Origin of the sequence: Microbacterium proteolyticum (assembly GCF_029639405.1) — a bacterium.
GTDB lineage: Bacteria > Actinomycetota > Actinomycetes > Actinomycetales > Microbacteriaceae > Microbacterium.
Genome location: NZ_CP121274.1, coordinates 2,731,099 through 2,746,898, shown reverse-complemented (window position 1 = coordinate 2,746,898; position 15,800 = coordinate 2,731,099). Strand labels below are relative to the sequence as shown.

The 15,800-nt window shown below is 70.4% G+C and carries 17 protein-coding genes; 9 read left to right on the top strand and 8 right to left on the bottom strand.

Annotated elements, in window-relative coordinates:
• The first annotated feature begins 42 nt into the window (after positions 1-42).
• From P8R59_RS13765 to P8R59_RS13755, 3 genes are all read left to right on the top strand, one after another.
• Positions 43-411 (top strand): DUF3099 domain-containing protein, encoded by a 369-nt coding sequence (locus P8R59_RS13765; RefSeq protein WP_278101526.1) that lies wholly within the window; start codon positions 43-45, stop codon positions 409-411.
• Positions 408-614 (top strand): hypothetical protein, encoded by a 207-nt coding sequence (locus P8R59_RS13760; protein WP_278101525.1) that lies wholly within the window; start codon positions 408-410, stop codon positions 612-614. Before P8R59_RS13765 ends, P8R59_RS13760 begins: the two co-directional genes overlap by 4 nt.
• A gap of 144 nt (positions 615-758) precedes the next feature.
• On the top strand, positions 759-1,643 hold the full coding sequence (locus P8R59_RS13755) for an SURF1 family cytochrome oxidase biogenesis protein (protein ID WP_278103831.1): 885 nt from the start codon (positions 759-761) through the stop codon (positions 1,641-1,643).
• Between the two features lie 72 nt (positions 1,644-1,715).
• On the opposite strand, the gene P8R59_RS13750 is transcribed toward P8R59_RS13755, so the two are convergent.
• Complete coding sequence (locus P8R59_RS13750) at positions 1,716-3,314, bottom strand: ABC-F family ATP-binding cassette domain-containing protein (protein WP_278101524.1); 1,599 nt, start codon at positions 3,312-3,314, stop codon at positions 1,716-1,718.
• A 186-nt stretch (positions 3,315-3,500) separates the two neighbouring features.
• Between P8R59_RS13750 and P8R59_RS13745 the strand changes: the two genes are divergently transcribed.
• Genes P8R59_RS13745 through P8R59_RS13730 form a run of 4 tightly spaced genes read left to right on the top strand, consistent with a single transcriptional unit; the run spans position 3,501 to position 7,483 of the window.
• Positions 3,501-4,535, top strand: a complete 1,035-nt coding sequence (locus P8R59_RS13745) for an iron-siderophore ABC transporter substrate-binding protein (protein WP_278101523.1) — start codon at positions 3,501-3,503, stop codon at positions 4,533-4,535.
• 25 nt (positions 4,536-4,560) lie between these two features.
• The gene (locus P8R59_RS13740; protein ID WP_278101522.1) at positions 4,561-5,607 is read left to right on the top strand and encodes a FecCD family ABC transporter permease; all 1,047 of its coding nucleotides are present in this window, start codon (positions 4,561-4,563) and stop codon (positions 5,605-5,607) included.
• Entirely contained in the window at positions 5,604-6,662 is a 1,059-nt protein-coding gene (locus P8R59_RS13735) for a FecCD family ABC transporter permease (RefSeq protein ID WP_278101521.1), read from the top strand. The genes P8R59_RS13740 and P8R59_RS13735 overlap by 4 nt, the downstream gene beginning before the upstream one ends.
• Positions 6,659-7,483: an ABC transporter ATP-binding protein gene (locus tag P8R59_RS13730; protein WP_077050007.1), complete on the top strand. Its 825-nt coding sequence runs from the start codon at positions 6,659-6,661 to the stop codon at positions 7,481-7,483. Before P8R59_RS13735 ends, P8R59_RS13730 begins: the two co-directional genes overlap by 4 nt.
• 81 nt (positions 7,484-7,564) lie before the next feature.
• On the opposite strand, the gene P8R59_RS13725 is transcribed toward P8R59_RS13730, so the two are convergent.
• From P8R59_RS13725 to sufB, 7 genes are all read right to left on the bottom strand, one after another.
• Positions 7,565-8,494 carry a siderophore-interacting protein gene (locus tag P8R59_RS13725; RefSeq protein ID WP_278101520.1) on the bottom strand — a complete coding sequence of 310 codons (930 nt, stop codon included), beginning with the start codon at positions 8,492-8,494 and terminating at the stop codon, positions 7,565-7,567.
• Positions 8,495-8,560: 66 nt separating this feature from the next.
• Positions 8,561-9,718 (bottom strand): MalY/PatB family protein, encoded by a 1,158-nt coding sequence (locus P8R59_RS13720; protein ID WP_278101519.1) that lies wholly within the window; start codon positions 9,716-9,718, stop codon positions 8,561-8,563.
• A 164-nt stretch (positions 9,719-9,882) separates the two neighbouring features.
• The gene (locus P8R59_RS13715; RefSeq protein ID WP_013586729.1) at positions 9,883-10,212 is read right to left on the bottom strand and encodes a metal-sulfur cluster assembly factor; all 330 of its coding nucleotides are present in this window, start codon (positions 10,210-10,212) and stop codon (positions 9,883-9,885) included.
• A gap of 9 nt (positions 10,213-10,221) precedes the next feature.
• A complete protein-coding gene (sufC, locus tag P8R59_RS13710) occupies positions 10,222-10,992 on the bottom strand; it encodes a Fe-S cluster assembly ATPase SufC (RefSeq protein ID WP_278101518.1) in 771 nt (256 codons plus the stop codon).
• 47 nt (positions 10,993-11,039) lie between these two features.
• The gene (locus P8R59_RS13705; RefSeq protein ID WP_278101517.1) at positions 11,040-11,369 is read right to left on the bottom strand and encodes a non-heme iron oxygenase ferredoxin subunit; all 330 of its coding nucleotides are present in this window, start codon (positions 11,367-11,369) and stop codon (positions 11,040-11,042) included.
• A complete protein-coding gene (gene sufD / locus P8R59_RS13700; protein WP_278101516.1) occupies positions 11,366-12,559 on the bottom strand; it encodes a Fe-S cluster assembly protein SufD in 1,194 nt (397 codons plus the stop codon). The genes P8R59_RS13705 and sufD overlap by 4 nt, the downstream gene beginning before the upstream one ends.
• Positions 12,560-13,978: a Fe-S cluster assembly protein SufB gene (gene sufB / locus P8R59_RS13695; RefSeq protein WP_077050001.1), complete on the bottom strand. Its 1,419-nt coding sequence runs from the start codon at positions 13,976-13,978 to the stop codon at positions 12,560-12,562. It abuts the gene before it with no gap.
• Positions 13,979-14,234: 256 nt separating this feature from the next.
• Here sufB and P8R59_RS13690 point away from each other — a divergent pair, with 256 nt between their 5' ends.
• On the top strand, positions 14,235-15,203 hold the full coding sequence (locus tag P8R59_RS13690) for a COX15/CtaA family protein (protein WP_278101515.1): 969 nt from the start codon (positions 14,235-14,237) through the stop codon (positions 15,201-15,203).
• Between the two features lie 112 nt (positions 15,204-15,315).
• Positions 15,316-15,798, top strand: coding sequence for a dinucleotide-utilizing enzyme (locus tag P8R59_RS13685; RefSeq protein ID WP_278101514.1), 483 nt, complete (start codon positions 15,316-15,318; stop codon positions 15,796-15,798).
• Positions 15,799-15,800 lie beyond the last annotated feature (2 nt).

The window sequence follows — 15,800 nt, the reverse complement described above, 5'->3', positions numbered from 1 at the left end:
CGCGCCCTCGCCCCGCGAGACGGGCGTACCCTGGGGTTCACCGTGAAGACATCGCCCCGCGCCCAGTCAGCGACGTCGCTCCCGCAGGCTCCCCGGGACGACGCCGGATCCCGTCTCGTCAAGTACATGGTGATGATGGGGATCCGTTTCGCGTGCTTCGGAGCCATGTTCCTCGTGACCCCCTACGGCTGGTACACCTTCGTGTTCGCCGCCGGCGCGATCTTCCTCCCCTACCTCGCCGTGGTCGTGGCGAACGTGGGGCAGGATGCCGCGACGGTCGACGCGGTGAACCCCGAGCGCATGATCGAGGCCGCGCCGTCGGCACCCGTGTCGCCGTCCGCGGAGGCCCCGACCGTGATCCGCATCGCCGAGACGGCGCGTCTCGAGCAGCCGCGCGACGACCGGTCGTGACCGACGCCCCCGCCGAATGCTCCCGCGCCGGCTGCCGCGCGTCCGCCGAGTGGGCGATCCGGTGGCGGAACCCTCGGATCCACTCCGCCGACCGCCGCAAGACCTGGGTCGCGTGCGGCGAGCACGTCGGATACCTGCGCGAGTTCCTGAGGGCGCGCGACTTCCCCGTCGAGGTCTCCGCACTGGCGGACGACGCGGCGTGAGCGCGGGAGCACCGACCGACGTACGCTGGACGACGTGGTCAGGTCGATCGAGGTGAACGTACGAGCCGCGCGGAGCCCTCTGCGCGTCCGCGTCGCCCGCCCCGGGGCCGCCCCCCGCGGAGCGTCGTCGTGAGCGCGCGCGAGATGCCCGCCGCCGCGCGGTGGAGCATGTACGTCGGGATCGCGATCCTCTTCGCGATCGCGTGCGGCTTCCTGTCGAACTGGCAGTTCTCCCGCAACGCCGATCGCAGCGAGCAGTTGCAGCTCGTCGCCGACAACTACGACGCCGCACCCGTGCCGCTCGCCGACCTGCTCGCACCGGGCGCGCAGATGAACCCCGCCGACGAGTGGCGTCCGGTGCGGCTGGAAGGGCGATACCTCGCCGACGAACAGCTGCTGGTGCGCAACCGAGCGCACGGCGGGACGGCGGCGTTCGAACAGCTCGTCCCCTTCCGTCTGGTCGACGGCCGGACGTTTCTCGTCGATCGCGGCTGGCTTCCGCCGGGCAACCGTCAAGCCGATCCCGACGAGATCCCGGCGCCCCCCGCCGGCGACGTCGTCATCGAGGTCCGGCTTCGGCCCGAGGAGGCCGCACCGACCTCGGGGCGCACCGCCGAGCCCGGGCAGGTGCCGACGATCAATCTCGGTCTCGTCGCCGAGCAGACCGGACCCATCGAACAGGGTGCGTACGGCCTGCTCATGTCGGAATCGCCCGCGCCGGCGACCGCCCCCACTCCCGTCGACCCGCCGAGCAACGACCCGGGCCCGTATCTGTCCTACGCGGTGCAGTGGATCCTGTTCGCCGTGATGGGGTTCGGTTTCATCACGTACGTCATCGTGAGCGAGCGACGACTGCGCCGCGAGGAGGCCGAGGAGGCCGAGCTCCGCGGCCAACCGGAGCCGACACCCGAAGCCGAGCAGGTTCCGACGGAGCGCCGCCGCGTCGACCCCGTCGCACTCCACCGCTCCCGCAAGCGTCCGAAGGACCGCGACGCCGACGACGAAGACGCCCTGCTGGACGCCCGTTGAGCATCACGCTCGACGCCCGCTGAGCACGAGAAGAACACTGCCGCCGCGGCATCCGCTCGATCCGGACAGGATCTACGCGAGCGTGATCAGGTCGGCGTAGTCGCGGCCCCAGATGTCTTCCACCCCGTCGGGGAGGATCAGCACGCGCTCGGGGTTCAGCGCCTCGACGGCGCCCTCGTCGTGCGACACGAGCACGACCGCACCCTCGTAGTGCGCGAGGGCGCCCAGGATCTCCTCGCGCGAGGCGGGGTCGAGGTTGTTCGTGGGCTCGTCGAGCAGCAGCATGTTCGCCGACGACACCACCAGCGTCGCGAGCGAGAGTCGCGTCTTCTCGCCGCCCGAGAGCACGCCGGCCGGCTTCAGCACGTCGTCGCCCACGAACAGGAACGAGCCGAGCACCTTGCGCGCCTCGGTCGCCGTGATGTCGGGGGCGGCGGACATCATGTTGTCCAGCACCGACCTCGTGACGTCGAGGTTCTCGTGCTCCTGCGCGTAGTAGCCGATCTTCAGACCGTGCCCGGGCTCCAGCTGACCGGTGTCGGGCTGATCCACGCCGGCGAGGATCCGCAGCAGCGTCGTCTTTCCCGCACCGTTGAGCCCCAGGATGACCACGCGCGACCCGCGGTCGATCGCGAGGTCGACGTCGGTGAATATCTCGAGCGATCCGTACGACTTCGACAGACCGGATGCCATGAGCGGGGTCTTGCCGCACGGCGCGGGCTTGGGGAACCGGAGCTTGGCGACGCGCTCGTCCTGACGGACGTCGTCGAGGCCCTGGAGCATCTTCTCGGCGCGCGCGACCATCTGGTGCGCGGCGGCGGCCTTGGAGGCCTTCGCGCCGAACCGGGCGGCCTGGAGTTGCAGGGCCGTGGCCTTCTTCTCGACGTTGGCACGCTCCTTCTTGCGGCGCTCCTCGTCGGCCACCCGCTGGCGCAGGTAGTTCTTCCAGTTCATGTTGTAGACGTCGATGACCTGGCGGTTGGCATCCAGGTAGAACACCCGGTTCACCGTCTCGCCGACGAGCTCGACGTCGTGCGAGATCACGATGAGCCCGCCCTTGTACCCCTTGAGGAATTCGCGCAGCCACACGACGCTGTCGGCATCCAGGTGGTTGGTGGGCTCGTCCAGGATCATCGTCTGCGCGTCCGAGAACAGGATGCGCGCGAGTTCGATACGGCGGCGCTGACCACCCGAGAGGGTCTTCAGCGGCTGGTCGAGGATGCGGTCCGGCAACGAGAGGTTGTGGGCGATGGATGCCGCCTCGGCCTCGGCCGCGTAGCCGCCCGCGGATTCGAACTCCTCGGTGAGCCGGCCGTACTTCTTCATCGCTTTCGCGGCGACGGCGGGGTCGTCGTCGCCCATCGCCATCGACGCCTCGTGCATGCCGAGGGCGAGGGACCCGAGGCCCCGGGCGTCGAGGATGCGCGTGCGCGCGAGCATCTCGGGGTCGCCGGAACGGGGATCCTGCGGAAGGTAGCCGAGTTCGCCGCTGCGGTCGACTCCGCCGTTCGCGGGCAGCAGGTCGCCGGCGAGGACCTTGGTGAGCGTGGTCTTCCCGGCACCGTTGCGGCCGACCAGACCGATCTTGTCGCCGTCCGAGACGCGGAACGACACCTCCGACATGAGCACGCGCGCGCCGACGCGGATCTCGAGATCGTGCACGGCGAGCACAGCAGACGTCCGTTCGTCGAAGGGGAGGGAGAAAGGCCGAGGATGGCCAGCCACCCAGTATACGACGAGCCGCTGTTACCTCGCCGTCGAGAGGTTCGCCGGGGCTGGAGGGCCTCCGGGTTTGCGGTCACCGTCGGGCCGTGATCTAAACTAAGCCTATCCTTACCTAACCGCAGGAGGTCCTCTGTGTCCCGTTTCCGCGCGCTGGCTGCTCTCGCCGCCGCCACGGCCCTCGTCCTGACCGGCTGCGCCGGCACCTCCGCCACCCCCGGGGCGCAGGACGCCTCCACGGCCGCCGACGGCTCCTTCCCCGTCACGATCGCCAACGTCTTCGGCGACACGACGATCGAGGCGAAGCCCGAGCGCGTCGTCACGGTGGACTGGGGCAACCAGGATGTCGCGCTGGCGCTCGGCATCGTCCCCGTGGCCATGCCCAAGGTGACGTACGGCGACGAGGATGGCGACGGCCTGCTGCCCTGGACCAAGGACAAGCTGGCCGAGCTCGGCGCGGAGACGCCCACGCTCATGGACGAGACGAACGGGTACGACTACGAGGCGATCGCCGACGCGCAGCCCGACGTCATCCTCGCCGCCTACTCGGGCATGACGCAGGAGCAGTACGACACGCTGAGCAAGATCGCGCCCGTCGTGACGTACCAGAGCGTCGCCTGGGGAACGACCTGGCAGGACATGACCCTCCTCGACGGGACGGCCCTGGGACTCAAGGACGACGCCGAGAAGCTCATCGCCGAGAAGGAGCAGCACATCGCGGACGAAGCGGCGAAGTACCCCGCTCTCGCCGGCAAGAAGTCGCTCCTGACCTACTTCGACCCGACGAACCTGTCGACCCTCGGCTTCTACAGCACGCTCGACCCGCGTGTCGGCTACCTCGAGGAGCTCGGACTGACGCCGTCGTCCTACGTCGCTTCGCAGTCGTCGGGCTCCGAGACCTTCTGGTTCACCCCCAGCACCGAGCAGATCGAGAACTTCGCCGACGTGGAGATGATCGTCGCCTACGGAGACGACAGCACGATCGCCGCCATGCAGGCCGACCCGCTCCTGTCGAAGATCCCCGCGGTGGCGAAGGGCGCGATCGCGGTGGTCGAGGGCGGCTCGACCCTGTCGTCCGCCATCACCCCGACTCCGCTGAACATCGGCACGAGCTACAACGACGAGTACATCGGTCTCGTCGGCGCCGCGGCCGAGAAGGCCGCGTCCTGATGCGGATCATCCTCCCGTCGGCGCGATGACCGTTCTCGCTCCGACCCCCGCCGCCCCCGGCGACGCGCGTCCGCGTCGTTGGGGGCGGCGGCGGGTCGTGGGAGTGACGGCCCTGGTGCTCGTGCTCGTCGCCGCGGCCGTGCTGTCGGTGACCTTCGGCGCCCGCGACGTCGCTCCCGCGGACGTGTGGGCGGGCCTGACCGGCTCGACCGACACCGCGTCGGCGGCCGCCGTCGCCAAGCGCGTGCCCCGCACACTCCTCGCCATCCTCGTCGGCGCCGCCCTCGCCGTCTCCGGTGCCGTCCTGCAGGGCGCCACACGCAACCCGCTCGCCGATCCGCAGATCCTCGGCATCAACGGCGGCGCGGGACTCGCCATCGTCATCGGCATCGCGTTCTTCGGGCTCGGCTCGGCCACGGCGTACATCTGGGTGGGCATGATCGGCGCGGCGGCGGCCGCCGTCCTCGTCTACGCCGTCGGCTCGCTCGGTCGCGGCGGAGCGACTCCCCTGCGGCTGGCCCTCGCCGGCGCCGTCACCGCGGTGGCCTTCAGTTCGCTCACGAGCGCCATCCTGCTCCCGCGCATCAACGTGATGAACGAGTTCCGGTTCTGGCAGATCGGCGGTGTCGGCGGCGCGACCTTCGACTCGATCCTGCAGGTGCTCCCCTTCCTCCTCGCGGGCCTCGTGGTGTGCCTGGCCAGCGCCTCCGCGCTGAACACCCTCGCCCTCGGCGACGAGCTCGCCGCCGGACTCGGCGCCCGCGTGCGCACCGCACGCCTCGTCTCCTCCGCCGGTGCCGTGATCCTGTGCGGTGCGGCCACCGCGGTCGCCGGCCCGATCGGCTTCGTCGGGCTCGTCGTCCCGCACATGATCCGGCTCGTCGTCGGCGTCGACCACCGCTGGCTCCTTCCGGTCTCCGCCCTCGGCGGGGCAGCCCTCCTGACCCTCGCCGACGTGATCGGTCGCGTCGTCGCCCGCCCCGAGGAGATCGAGGTCGGCATCGTCACAGCCCTCGTGGGGGCCCCGTTCTTCATCGCGCTCGTGCGCCGACAGAAGATGCGTGCGCTGTGACCGGAACCCTGACTCCCCCCGCTCCCTCCGCCCTGGCATCCGTCACCACCGGGCGGCGACGTCGACGTCGACGCTGGGCGCTGGTCACCGGCATCCTGGCGCTCCTCGTGATCGTCGCGTTCGCCCTGTCGCTGATGCTCGGGCAGACGAACTACTCGCCCGCCGAGGTGTGGGGCGTCCTCACCGGCCACCGCGTCGCGGGCGCGTCGTTCACCGTAGGCGAGTTGCGGCTCCCCCGCGCGACCACGGCCCTGTTCACGGGACTGTGCTTCGGCATGGGCGGTGTCGTCTTCCAGACGATGCTGCGCAACGCCCTCGCCAGCCCCGACGTCATCGGGATCAACACCGGCGCGAGCGCCGCGGCCGTCATCGGGATCGTCGTGCTCGGGCTGAACGAGACGGCGGTGTCCTTCCTGGCGATGGCGGCGGCCCTCGCCGCGGCTCTCGCCATCTACCTGCTCGCCTACCGCGACGGCGGGTCGGGGGCACGGCTCATCCTCGTCGGCATCGGCGTCGCGGCGATGTGCCAGGCCGTGGTGTCGTACGTGATCGCGCGCGCCGCGGAGTACGACCTCCCGGCCGCGATGCGGTGGATCACCGGCAACCTCAACGACGCCACGTGGGCTCGCGCGCTCCCGGTCGTCGGCGCCGTGATCGTCCTGGGTCCGCTGCTGCTCGTGCTCGCTCGCCGTTTGGAGATCCTCCGCATGGGCGACGACACCGCCGCGGCGCTCGGCCTCCCGGTCGAGCGCAGCAGGTTGCTGCTCATCGTCGCCGCTGTGGGACTCCTCGCCTTCGGCACCGCCGCGGCGGGGCCCATCGCGTTCGTCTCGTTCCTGGCCGGCCCGATCGCCGTCCGCATCCTCGGCCCCGTGGGTTCTCCCGTCCTCCCCGCCGGCCTCGTCGGGGCCCTCCTCGTCCTCGCGGCGGACTTCTGCGCGCAGTACGCGTTCGGCACACGACTCCCCGTCGGCGTCATCACCGGCGTGCTCGGGGCGCCCTATCTCATCTACCTGCTCGTGCGCAGCAGTCGATCCGGAGGAACCACGCTATGACCGCGGAACGCACTCTCCACGCCGAAGCCGTCACCCTCGGCTACGGCGACCGCACGATCGTCGACACACTCGACCTCCGCCTTCCCCCCGGGCGGGTGACCGCGATCGTGGGCGCCAACGCCTGCGGCAAGTCGACGCTGTTGAAGGCGATGGCCCGGCTGCTCACCCCGACGAGCGGTCACGTGCTCCTCGACGGCAAGGCCATCCACCGGATGCCGACGAAGCAGGTCGCGCGCGTTCTGGGTCTCCTCCCCCAGTCGCCGGTGGCACCCGACGGCATCGCCGTGTCCGACCTCGTCAGCCGCGGGCGGCATCCCCACCAGGGCGCCCTGTCGCGCTGGACCCGCGCCGACGACACCGCGGTGGCCCGGGCCCTGGAGGCCACCGACACCGCGCACCTCGCCGATCGGCACGTCGACGAACTCAGCGGCGGCCAGCGCCAGCGCGTGTGGATCGCGATGGCGCTCGCCCAGGAGACCGACGTGCTGCTGCTCGACGAGCCCACGACGTTCCTCGACATCAGCCATCAGATCGACGTGCTCGACCTGCTGACCGACCTCAACCGCGAACGCGGCACGACGGTGGCGATGGTGCTGCACGACCTCAACCTCGCCGCGCGGTACGCCGACCACCTCGTCGCCATGGCGGGCGGACGGGTGATCGCCGCGGGAGATCCCGGCGAGGTCATCACCGAGCAGACGGTGCGCGACGTGTTCGGCCTCGACAGCCGCGTCGTCCCCGACCCGTTGACGGGGCGCCCGATGGTCATCCCGATCGGGCGTCATCACACGGTGGTCGAACCGGAGCAGGTCGCCCGCTGACGCGGGTGCGGTCGTGGGCTCACCGTCGGAGGGCCGGCCATCTGCGCTGCAGGCAGGCCCACCCGCCCGGCGGGCGCGATCTCAGACCGTGCGCTCGACCTGGCCGGCGCGCCAGTAGCCCATGAACGCGACGCGCTTGCGGTCGACGCCGCAGCCCTGCACGAGCAGGCGCCGCAGCACCTTGACGGTCTGCGACTCCCCCGCGATCCACGCATAGAACTCGCCCTCCGCGTCGGCGGGGCTGTCCCACAGCAGCTCGACGTCGACGTCGATGTCGTCGAGCTCCTGCGGGCGGGGCGCGGCCGCGCGGGCGAGCACGTCGCCGGATGCCGCGGTCCAGGCCTCGACGGCCTCGATGAGGGCCTCCCCGTGGGGACGGTCGTCACGGGCGAGCCAGGTCGCGCGGGCCGCGCCCGCGGGCAGGGGCAACGCGTCATCGGCCGTGGGCACCTCGATGAACGCCTCCGCGACGATCCCGGGCGCGAGGCCCTCGAGGATCGCGCAGATCGCGGGAGCGGCGGTCTCGTCGCCGGCGAGCAGCAGGCGCTGCGCGGTGCCGGGGTGGAAGTCGATGCCCTGCGCGGACTCGGCGCTGCGCGCGTCGGGTCCCACCACGAGGATCCTGTCGCCCGTCGCGGCGACCTCGGCCCACGCCCCCGCGGGGCCGGCGTCGTGATGCAGGACGAAGTCGATGTCGAGCTCGAGCGCCTCGGGGTCGATCCGGCGCACGGTGTAGGTGCGGAACGGCATCCGCTCCTCGTCGGGGAGGTCGCGCCAGCGGGTGTACCACTCGCCGTTGTCGATGGCCACGGGATCGTCCTGCCCGATGTCGCACAGCCGACCGTCGGGTCCGGGCAGCACGAGCTTGATCCGCTGGTCGCGGCGGTCGGTGCCGAAGACCTCGAAGTCGGGTGAGGTGAAGGTGATCCGCGCGAAGTGCGGCGACAGCCGGCGGGCCTCCTTCACCACGGCGACGTACGGGCGGTAGGCGGGACGCGTGGCTGTCTTCACCGGATAAGGATATCCTTACCTATCCTCGGATGCCACGCCGAGCCGTCGCGATAGGTCGCCGCCGTACTACTCGACGAGCGCGCCGATGCGACGGATCGCGTCCTCCAGGACCTCCGGCGCGCAGCCGACGTTGATCCGCACGTGCCCCACACCCTCGGTCCCGAACAGCGGCCCGTGGTGGAGCGCGACCTTCGCCTCGCGGCGGACGAACGGGGCGGGGTTGTCCCCCCACCCGTACGCCGAGACGTCCACCCAGGCGAGAAAGCCGGCCTCCGGCACGCGATAGCGCGCGAGCGGCAGGTGCTCGGCGAGCAGGTCGGCCAGGAGCCGGCGGTTGTCGTCGAGCGCGACGAGCAGCTGCGCGAGCCACGCGTCGCTCTCCGGCGCGAACGCGGCGCGGTTGGCGATGACCCCGAACAGGCCCGCCCGCCACTCGACCTCCCACGGCAGCGCCCGCACGACCGCGGCGGTCTCCTCCGACCCCGTGACGATGACGGCGCACTTGAGCCCGGCCAGGTTGTACGTCTTGCTCGCGCTCGTCACGGTGTACCCGACGGCCGCCGCCTCGGGCGCGGCGTCGAGGAACGGGGTGAACACCGAGGGCGCGAAGGTCAGCGGCGCGTGGATCTCGTCGCTCACGACCGCAGCCCCGTGGCGCGCGGCGAGGCGCGCCAGCTCGGCGAGGGACTCCCGCGAGTGCACCGTGCCGGTCGGATTGTGCGGGTTGCACAGCAGAACAGCCGTGGCTCCGGATGCCAGCGCCTCGCCGATCCCGTCGAGGTCGAGCTCCCAGCGCTCCCCCGTGTCGCGCAACGGCACGCGCTCGACGACGGCACCCGCCTCTTCGACGGTGTCGTAGAACGGCGGGTAGACCGGCGGCGTGACCACGACGCGGTCGCCCGGCGAGGTGACGGCCCGGAGCACCTCGACGACGCCCATCATGACGTCACCGGTCCAGCGGATGCGCGCGGGGTCGGGGCGCCACCCCCACCGGCGCTCGGCGAAGTCGGCGAAGTCGAGATCGATGCCGGGCCGCGGCGGGGTGTAACCGGTGTCGCCGATCTCGACCGCACGGGTCAGGGCGGCGGTGATCGCCGGCGCGAGCGGGAAGTCCGTCTCGGCCACGAACATCGGGATCACGTCGTCTCCGTACGATCGCCACTTCGTACTCGAACGCTGACGCAGCAGTTCGAGCGGCAGGGCTTGGAGAGGGGGGACGCTCATCCCGAAAGCCTAATGAGAGCCCCGGATGCCGGGGAATCCGGGCGTCAGAGAGGGAAACACGAACGCCCACCCCGACGAAGGGGGTGGGCGTTCGAAGAAGTGTCAGATCGCGAAGCCGAGGGCGCAGAACCCGATCACGAGCCGCGAGACGTCGCCGCCCGTCCTCAGATCGCGAAGCCGAGGGCGCGCATCATGTCGCGTCCGTCGTCGGTGATCCGTTCCGGACCCCACGGCGGCATCCAGACCCAGTTGATGCGGAACCGGTCCACGACGTTGTCGAGTGCCTGAGCGGTCTGCTCCTCGAGCACGTCGGTGAGGGGGCACCCCGCCGACGTGAGGGTCATGTGGATGACGAGCGCGTCGTTCTCGTCGTCCCACGCGAGGTCGTAGATCAGCCCCAGGTCGACGACGTTGATCCCCAGCTCGGGGTCCATGACGTCTTTCAGGGCCTCGGTGACCTCGTCGTACTTCTCGGGCGCGAGCGTTGCGGTCATGTAACGATCTTACGCGTCGACCGGCGTACCGGCCTCGAGGAAGCGGTCGTAACCCTCTTCTTCGAGCCGGTCGGCGAGTTCGGGGCCGCCCTCTTCGACGATCCGGCCCTTGACGACGACGTGGACGAAGTCGGGGCGGATGTAGCGGAGGATGCGCGTGTAGTGCGTGATGAGCAGCACGCCGAGGTCGGTGGTCTCCTTGGCGCGGTTGACGCCCTCCGACACGATCTTCAGCGCGTCGACGTCCAGGCCCGAGTCGGTCTCGTCGAGCACGGCGATCTTCGGCTTGAGCAGCTCGAGCTGGAGGATCTCATGACGCTTCTTCTCGCCGCCCGAGAATCCCTCGTTGACGTTGCGCGACGCGAACTTGGCATCCATCCGCAGGTTCTCCATGGCGCCCTTGACGTCCTTGGTCCACGAACGGATCGCCGGCGCCTCGCCGTCGATCGCCGTCTTGGCGGTGCGGAGGAAGTTCGTCACGGTGACGCCGGGGATCTCGACCGGGTACTGCATCGCGAGGAAGAGTCCGGCGCGGGCGCGCTCGTCGACGCTCATCTCGAGGACGTCCTCACCGTCGAGGGTGATGGAGCCGCTGGTCACGGTGTACTTCGGGTGGCCGGCGATCGTGTACGCCAGGGTCGACTTGCCGGACCCGTTGGGGCCCATGATGGCGTGGGTCTCGCCGGTGCGCAGCGTCAGCGTCACGCCGTTGAGGATCGGGGTCGTGCCGGCATCCGTCTCGACCGTCACGTGGAGGTCGCGGATCTCGAGGACAGACATGGTGTTCCTTACTCGGTAGTTCGGGGAGTCGATGGGGGGCGCGGCCGTCAGGCCGACGCCTTGGTGACGGCGGGGTCGATGAGCACGTCGTCGCCGTCGATCACGACCTCGTACACGGGGACCGGCTCGAAGGCCGGCAGGTTCAGGGGGTGGCCGGTCTTCAGCGAGAACGCCGATCCGTGCGCCCAGCACTCGAGCGTGTCGCCCTCGACGAAACCGTCGGAGAGCGAGATGTCGCCGTGCGTGCAGACGTCGCCGATGGCGTGGATCTCGCCGTTGCCGTCGAGCACGACAGCCATGGCGACGCCGTCGACCTCGACCCGGCGCGCTTCGTCCTGCACGAGCTCGCTGAGGCCGCACACGCGGGACGCGCTCACGCCGCGGCTCCCTCAGCCAGCTCGCGCTCGATCGCCTCGATGAGCTCGGTCTCGAGCTCGGGGATGCCGATGCGCTGGACGATCTCGCTGAGGAACCCGAGCACGACGAGACGCCGCGCCTCGTCCTCGGCGATGCCGCGGGCCTGCAGGTAGAAGAGCTGCTCGTCGTCGAAGCGACCGGTCGCGCTCGCGTGCCCGGCGCCCTGGATGTCGCCGGTCTCGATCTCGAGGTTCGGGATCGAGTCGGCGCGGGCGCCGTCGGTCAGCACGAGGTTGCGGTTCGCCTCGTACGAGTCGGTGCCGGTGGCATCCGATCCGATGAGCACGTCGCCGATCCAGACGCTGCGGGCGCTCGCACCCTGCAGCGCGCCCTTGTAGAGGACGTCGCCGACGGTGTGGGGGCCCTTGTGGTGCAGGTAGACCTGCGACTCCAGGTGCTGGCCGGCGTCGGCGAACGACAGGCCGTACAGCCGACCCTCGGCGCCGGATCCGGCGAGCTCCACCGACGGGTTCACGCGGACGACGCCGCCGCCGAAGCTCACCACCACGTGGGTCAGCTTCGCGTCGCGGTCGACCCGCGCCTGGTGCGACGCCGCGTGGACCGCGTCGTCGTCCCAGCGCTGCACCGACACGACCGTCAGCTCGGCGCCGTCGCGGACGAGGATCTCGACGTTCTGCGCGTGCTGCGCGCTGCCCTCGTGCCGCAGCACCACGGTGCCGCGGGAGTTCGGCTGCGCCTCGATGACGACATGGGCGTGCGCGAGGCCGCCCGTGCCGGTCAACCGCACGACGATCGGCTCGTCGAGCTCGACGTTCGCGGGGATGCGCAGCAGCGGCGCCTCGGGCTCGTGCACCCACGCCAGCGCTGCCGGGAGGTCTTCCGGGCGGAAGTGCTCGCCGCGCGGAGCCTGATCCGCCGTCAGGCGCAGCTGCTCGACCGCGTCGGGCGCGCTCACCTCGACGCGCATGATGCCCTCCGGGCCCGCCTCGTCCACGAAGAGTGGTGCAAGCCGGTCGACCGGGCTCAGCTTCCAGTTGACCTCGCGGCCGGTGGGGGTGCCGAAATCGCTCGGGTCGAACGACGTCGGACGCTCCGACCGCGTCTGGACGGGAACGACGGATGCCACGAGGGCGGCAGGATCGATGTGACCCTCCGCCGTGCCGGCGGGGGTCTGGGTCGCAGTCGTCATTTAACCGACGGATCCTTCCATGCCCATCTCGATGAGCTTGTTCAGTTCGAGGGCGTACTCCATGGGCAGCTCGCGGGCGATCGGCTCGATGAAGCCGCGCACGATCATGGCCATGGCCTCGTCCTCGGGCAGACCGCGGGACTGCAGGTAGAACAGCTGCTCCTCGCTGACCTTCGAGACGGTGGCTTCGTGGCCGAGCTGCACGTCGTCGACGCGGATGTCGATCGCCGGGTACGTGTCCGACCGCGAGATGGTGTCCACCAGCAGCGCGTCGCACCGCACGGTGTTCGCGGAGTGGTGGGCATTGGCATCCACGCGAACCTCGCCGCGGTAGCCCGCGCGACCGCCGCCGCGCGCGATGGACTTCGACACGATCGAGGACTGCGTGTACGGCGCCATGTGGATCATCTTCGCGCCGGCATCCTGGTGCTGACCGGGACCCGCGAAGGCGACGGAGAGCGTCTCGCCCTTGGCGTGCTCGCCCATGAGGTAGATCGACGGGTACTTCATCGTCACCTTGGAGCCGATGTTGCCGTCGACCCACTCCATCGTCGCGCCCTCGTGGGCCACGGCGCGCTTGGTGACGAGGTTGTAGACGTTGTTCGACCAGTTCTGGATCGTCGTGTAGCGCACGCGTGCGTTCTTCTTCACGATGATCTCGACCACGGCCGAGTGGAGCGAGTCGCTCTTGTAGATCGGGGCCGTGCAGCCCTCGATGTAGTGCACGTAGCTGTCTTCGTCCGCGATGATCAGGGTCCGCTCGAACTGGCCCATGTTCTCGGTGTTGATGCGGAAGTACGCCTGCAGCGGGATCTCGACGTGCACGCCCTTCGGGACGTAGACGAACGAGCCGCCCGACCACACGGCCGTGTTCAGCGCCGCGAACTTGTTGTCGCCGGCCGGGATGACCGTGCCGAAGTACTCCTCGAAGAACTCGGGGTGCTCGCGCAGAGCCGTGTCGGTGTCCATGAAGATGACACCCTGCTGCTCGAGGTCCTCGCGGATCTGGTGGTAGACCACCTCGGACTCGTACTGCGCGGCGACGCCGGCGACGAGGCGCTGACGCTCCGCCTCGGGGATGCCGAGCTTCTCGTAGGTGTTGCGGATCTCCTCGGGGAGGTCCTCCCACGACTGCGCCTGCTTCTCGGTCGAGCGCACGAAGTACTTGATGTTGTCGAAGTCGATCTCCGACAGGTCGGCGCCCCAGGTGGGCATCGGCTTGCGGCCGAAGAGCTGATAGCCCTTGAGACGCGTCTTCAGCATCCACTCGGGCTCGGACTTCAGGGCGGAGATGCCCCGCACGACGTCTTCATTGATGCCCCGCTGCGCGATGGCGCCCGCGGCATCCGTGTCGTGCCAGCCGAACTCGTATTGCCCCAGGCTTTCGAGCTCTGGTCGGTCGATGAGTACGTCGGACATGGTGGTCACTCTCCTTCTCGGGCCTCAACGGTGTCATCCGCCCCAACATTCCGCGACGGACTCCGGTCGGAGTCACAGGAACGTCGCTGGTGGGCCCGCTCGAAGGCGCTGGCTGCGCGCCTAGACTGTCAGAGGTGCGAGACGCGCGAGCGCTGCACCGGAAGACCCTTCGATTCTACAGGCAACGCCCGCTCCCGGCACGGCACGCGCACCCCTCGCACCGGCCCGAGCGCCCCGCCGCCAGGAGGCTGCGCGCATGTCCACCGCTTCGTCCCCCCGCGCGCTCCGTCGCGTCCTCGACTGGCTGCCGGCCCGCATCGACCGCCGCATCCGTGTCTTCGCGTGGCTGTCGTTCGTCGCCGAGGTGCTTATCATCGGCACCGGCGGCGCCGTCCGACTGACCGGTTCGGGCCTCGGCTGCCCCACCTGGCCGCGCTGCACGCCCGACTCGCTCGTGAACACCCCCGAGATGGGGATCCACGGGATCATCGAGTTCGGGAACCGGACGCTCACCGGCGTCGTCGGCATCCTGGCCCTGGCCGTCGTCGTCCTGATGTGGCGTCTGCGTCACGAGCGGCGCGTGATGTTCGTCCTCGCGGTCGTCGTGCTCGGCGGGATCGTCGCGCAGGCCGTCGTGGGCGGCATCACGGTGCTCACGGGCCTGAACCCCTTCATCGTGGGCTTCCACTACATCGCCTCGGTCGCCCTCGTCACCGTGTGCGCGGCGTTCCTGACCCTCATGTACCTGCCGGCCGGACCGCGCGAGCGCGTCGTGCCCGCCTGGTTCGCGGGACTGGTGCACGCCACGACCGGCGTGCTCGCCCTCACCGTCGTCTTCGGCGTCCTCACCACCGGCGCCGGCCCCCACTCGGGCGACGCGGCGGCGGTGCAGCGCAACGGCTTCGACGCCGAAGTCCTCGAGCACGTGCACTCCTGGCCCGGCTACGCCCTGTTCGTGCTGACCCTCGCCATCGTCGTTCTCGCGTGGCGCCTGCGGCTGCCCGTTCGACGCTGGGCGACGGCGCTGCTGGCGGTCGAAGTGGTGCAGATCGCCGTCGGCCTGTACCAGGCCCGCAACGGTCTGCCCGAGCTCGCCGTCGGCGTGCACATGGTCCTGGCCGCCCTCACCGCCGCGGCCATGACGGTCGTCGTCCTCCGGCTCAAGGCCCCGGTCGCCGTCGGTTCCGTCGATCGGCTCGACGCCGTCGGAGCTGCGCGGCGCTGACCTTAGCGCGTTCATAGGGATTTCATCGAGAGCCCAGAGTCCCCGCACTGATGGGTGCGAGACTGTGGACGCTCCGGTGCCGACCGTGCCCGGAGATCGAAGGAGTTCTTCCATGCAGACCCGCCCCCGCCTGGTGACCAGCATCCCGTTCTGGGTGCTCCTGGTGCTTTCCCTGGCCTCCGTGATCGGCGGACTGGTCATCGTCTTCCAGCAGATCGACGCGATGCAAGCGGTGCTGAACGACCCGAACGCGACCGTCGTCACGGTCTACGTCGCCCAGTCCTGGGCGATCGTCGGCGCCGCGGTGCTCGGTGCCGGTGCCATCGGACTCGTCGCGACGCTCGCCGTCGCCACCGCGGTGTCCACGCGTCCGCGCCCCGATGTCGCCGTCGAGACGATCGACTGGACCAGCGACGACGAGAGCGCCCCGTTCGCGGCCGCCCCCACCGTCGCCGCCGCCGCGACGACCGCCCCCGCCGCGCCCCTCGTGCTCGAGGACGCGGACGTCGAGACCACGTCCGACACCCCCGCCCCGCCGCAGGCGGCGCACGACGCGCCGAAGCTCGACACGGGTGACGAGCACCCGCGTTCCTGAGC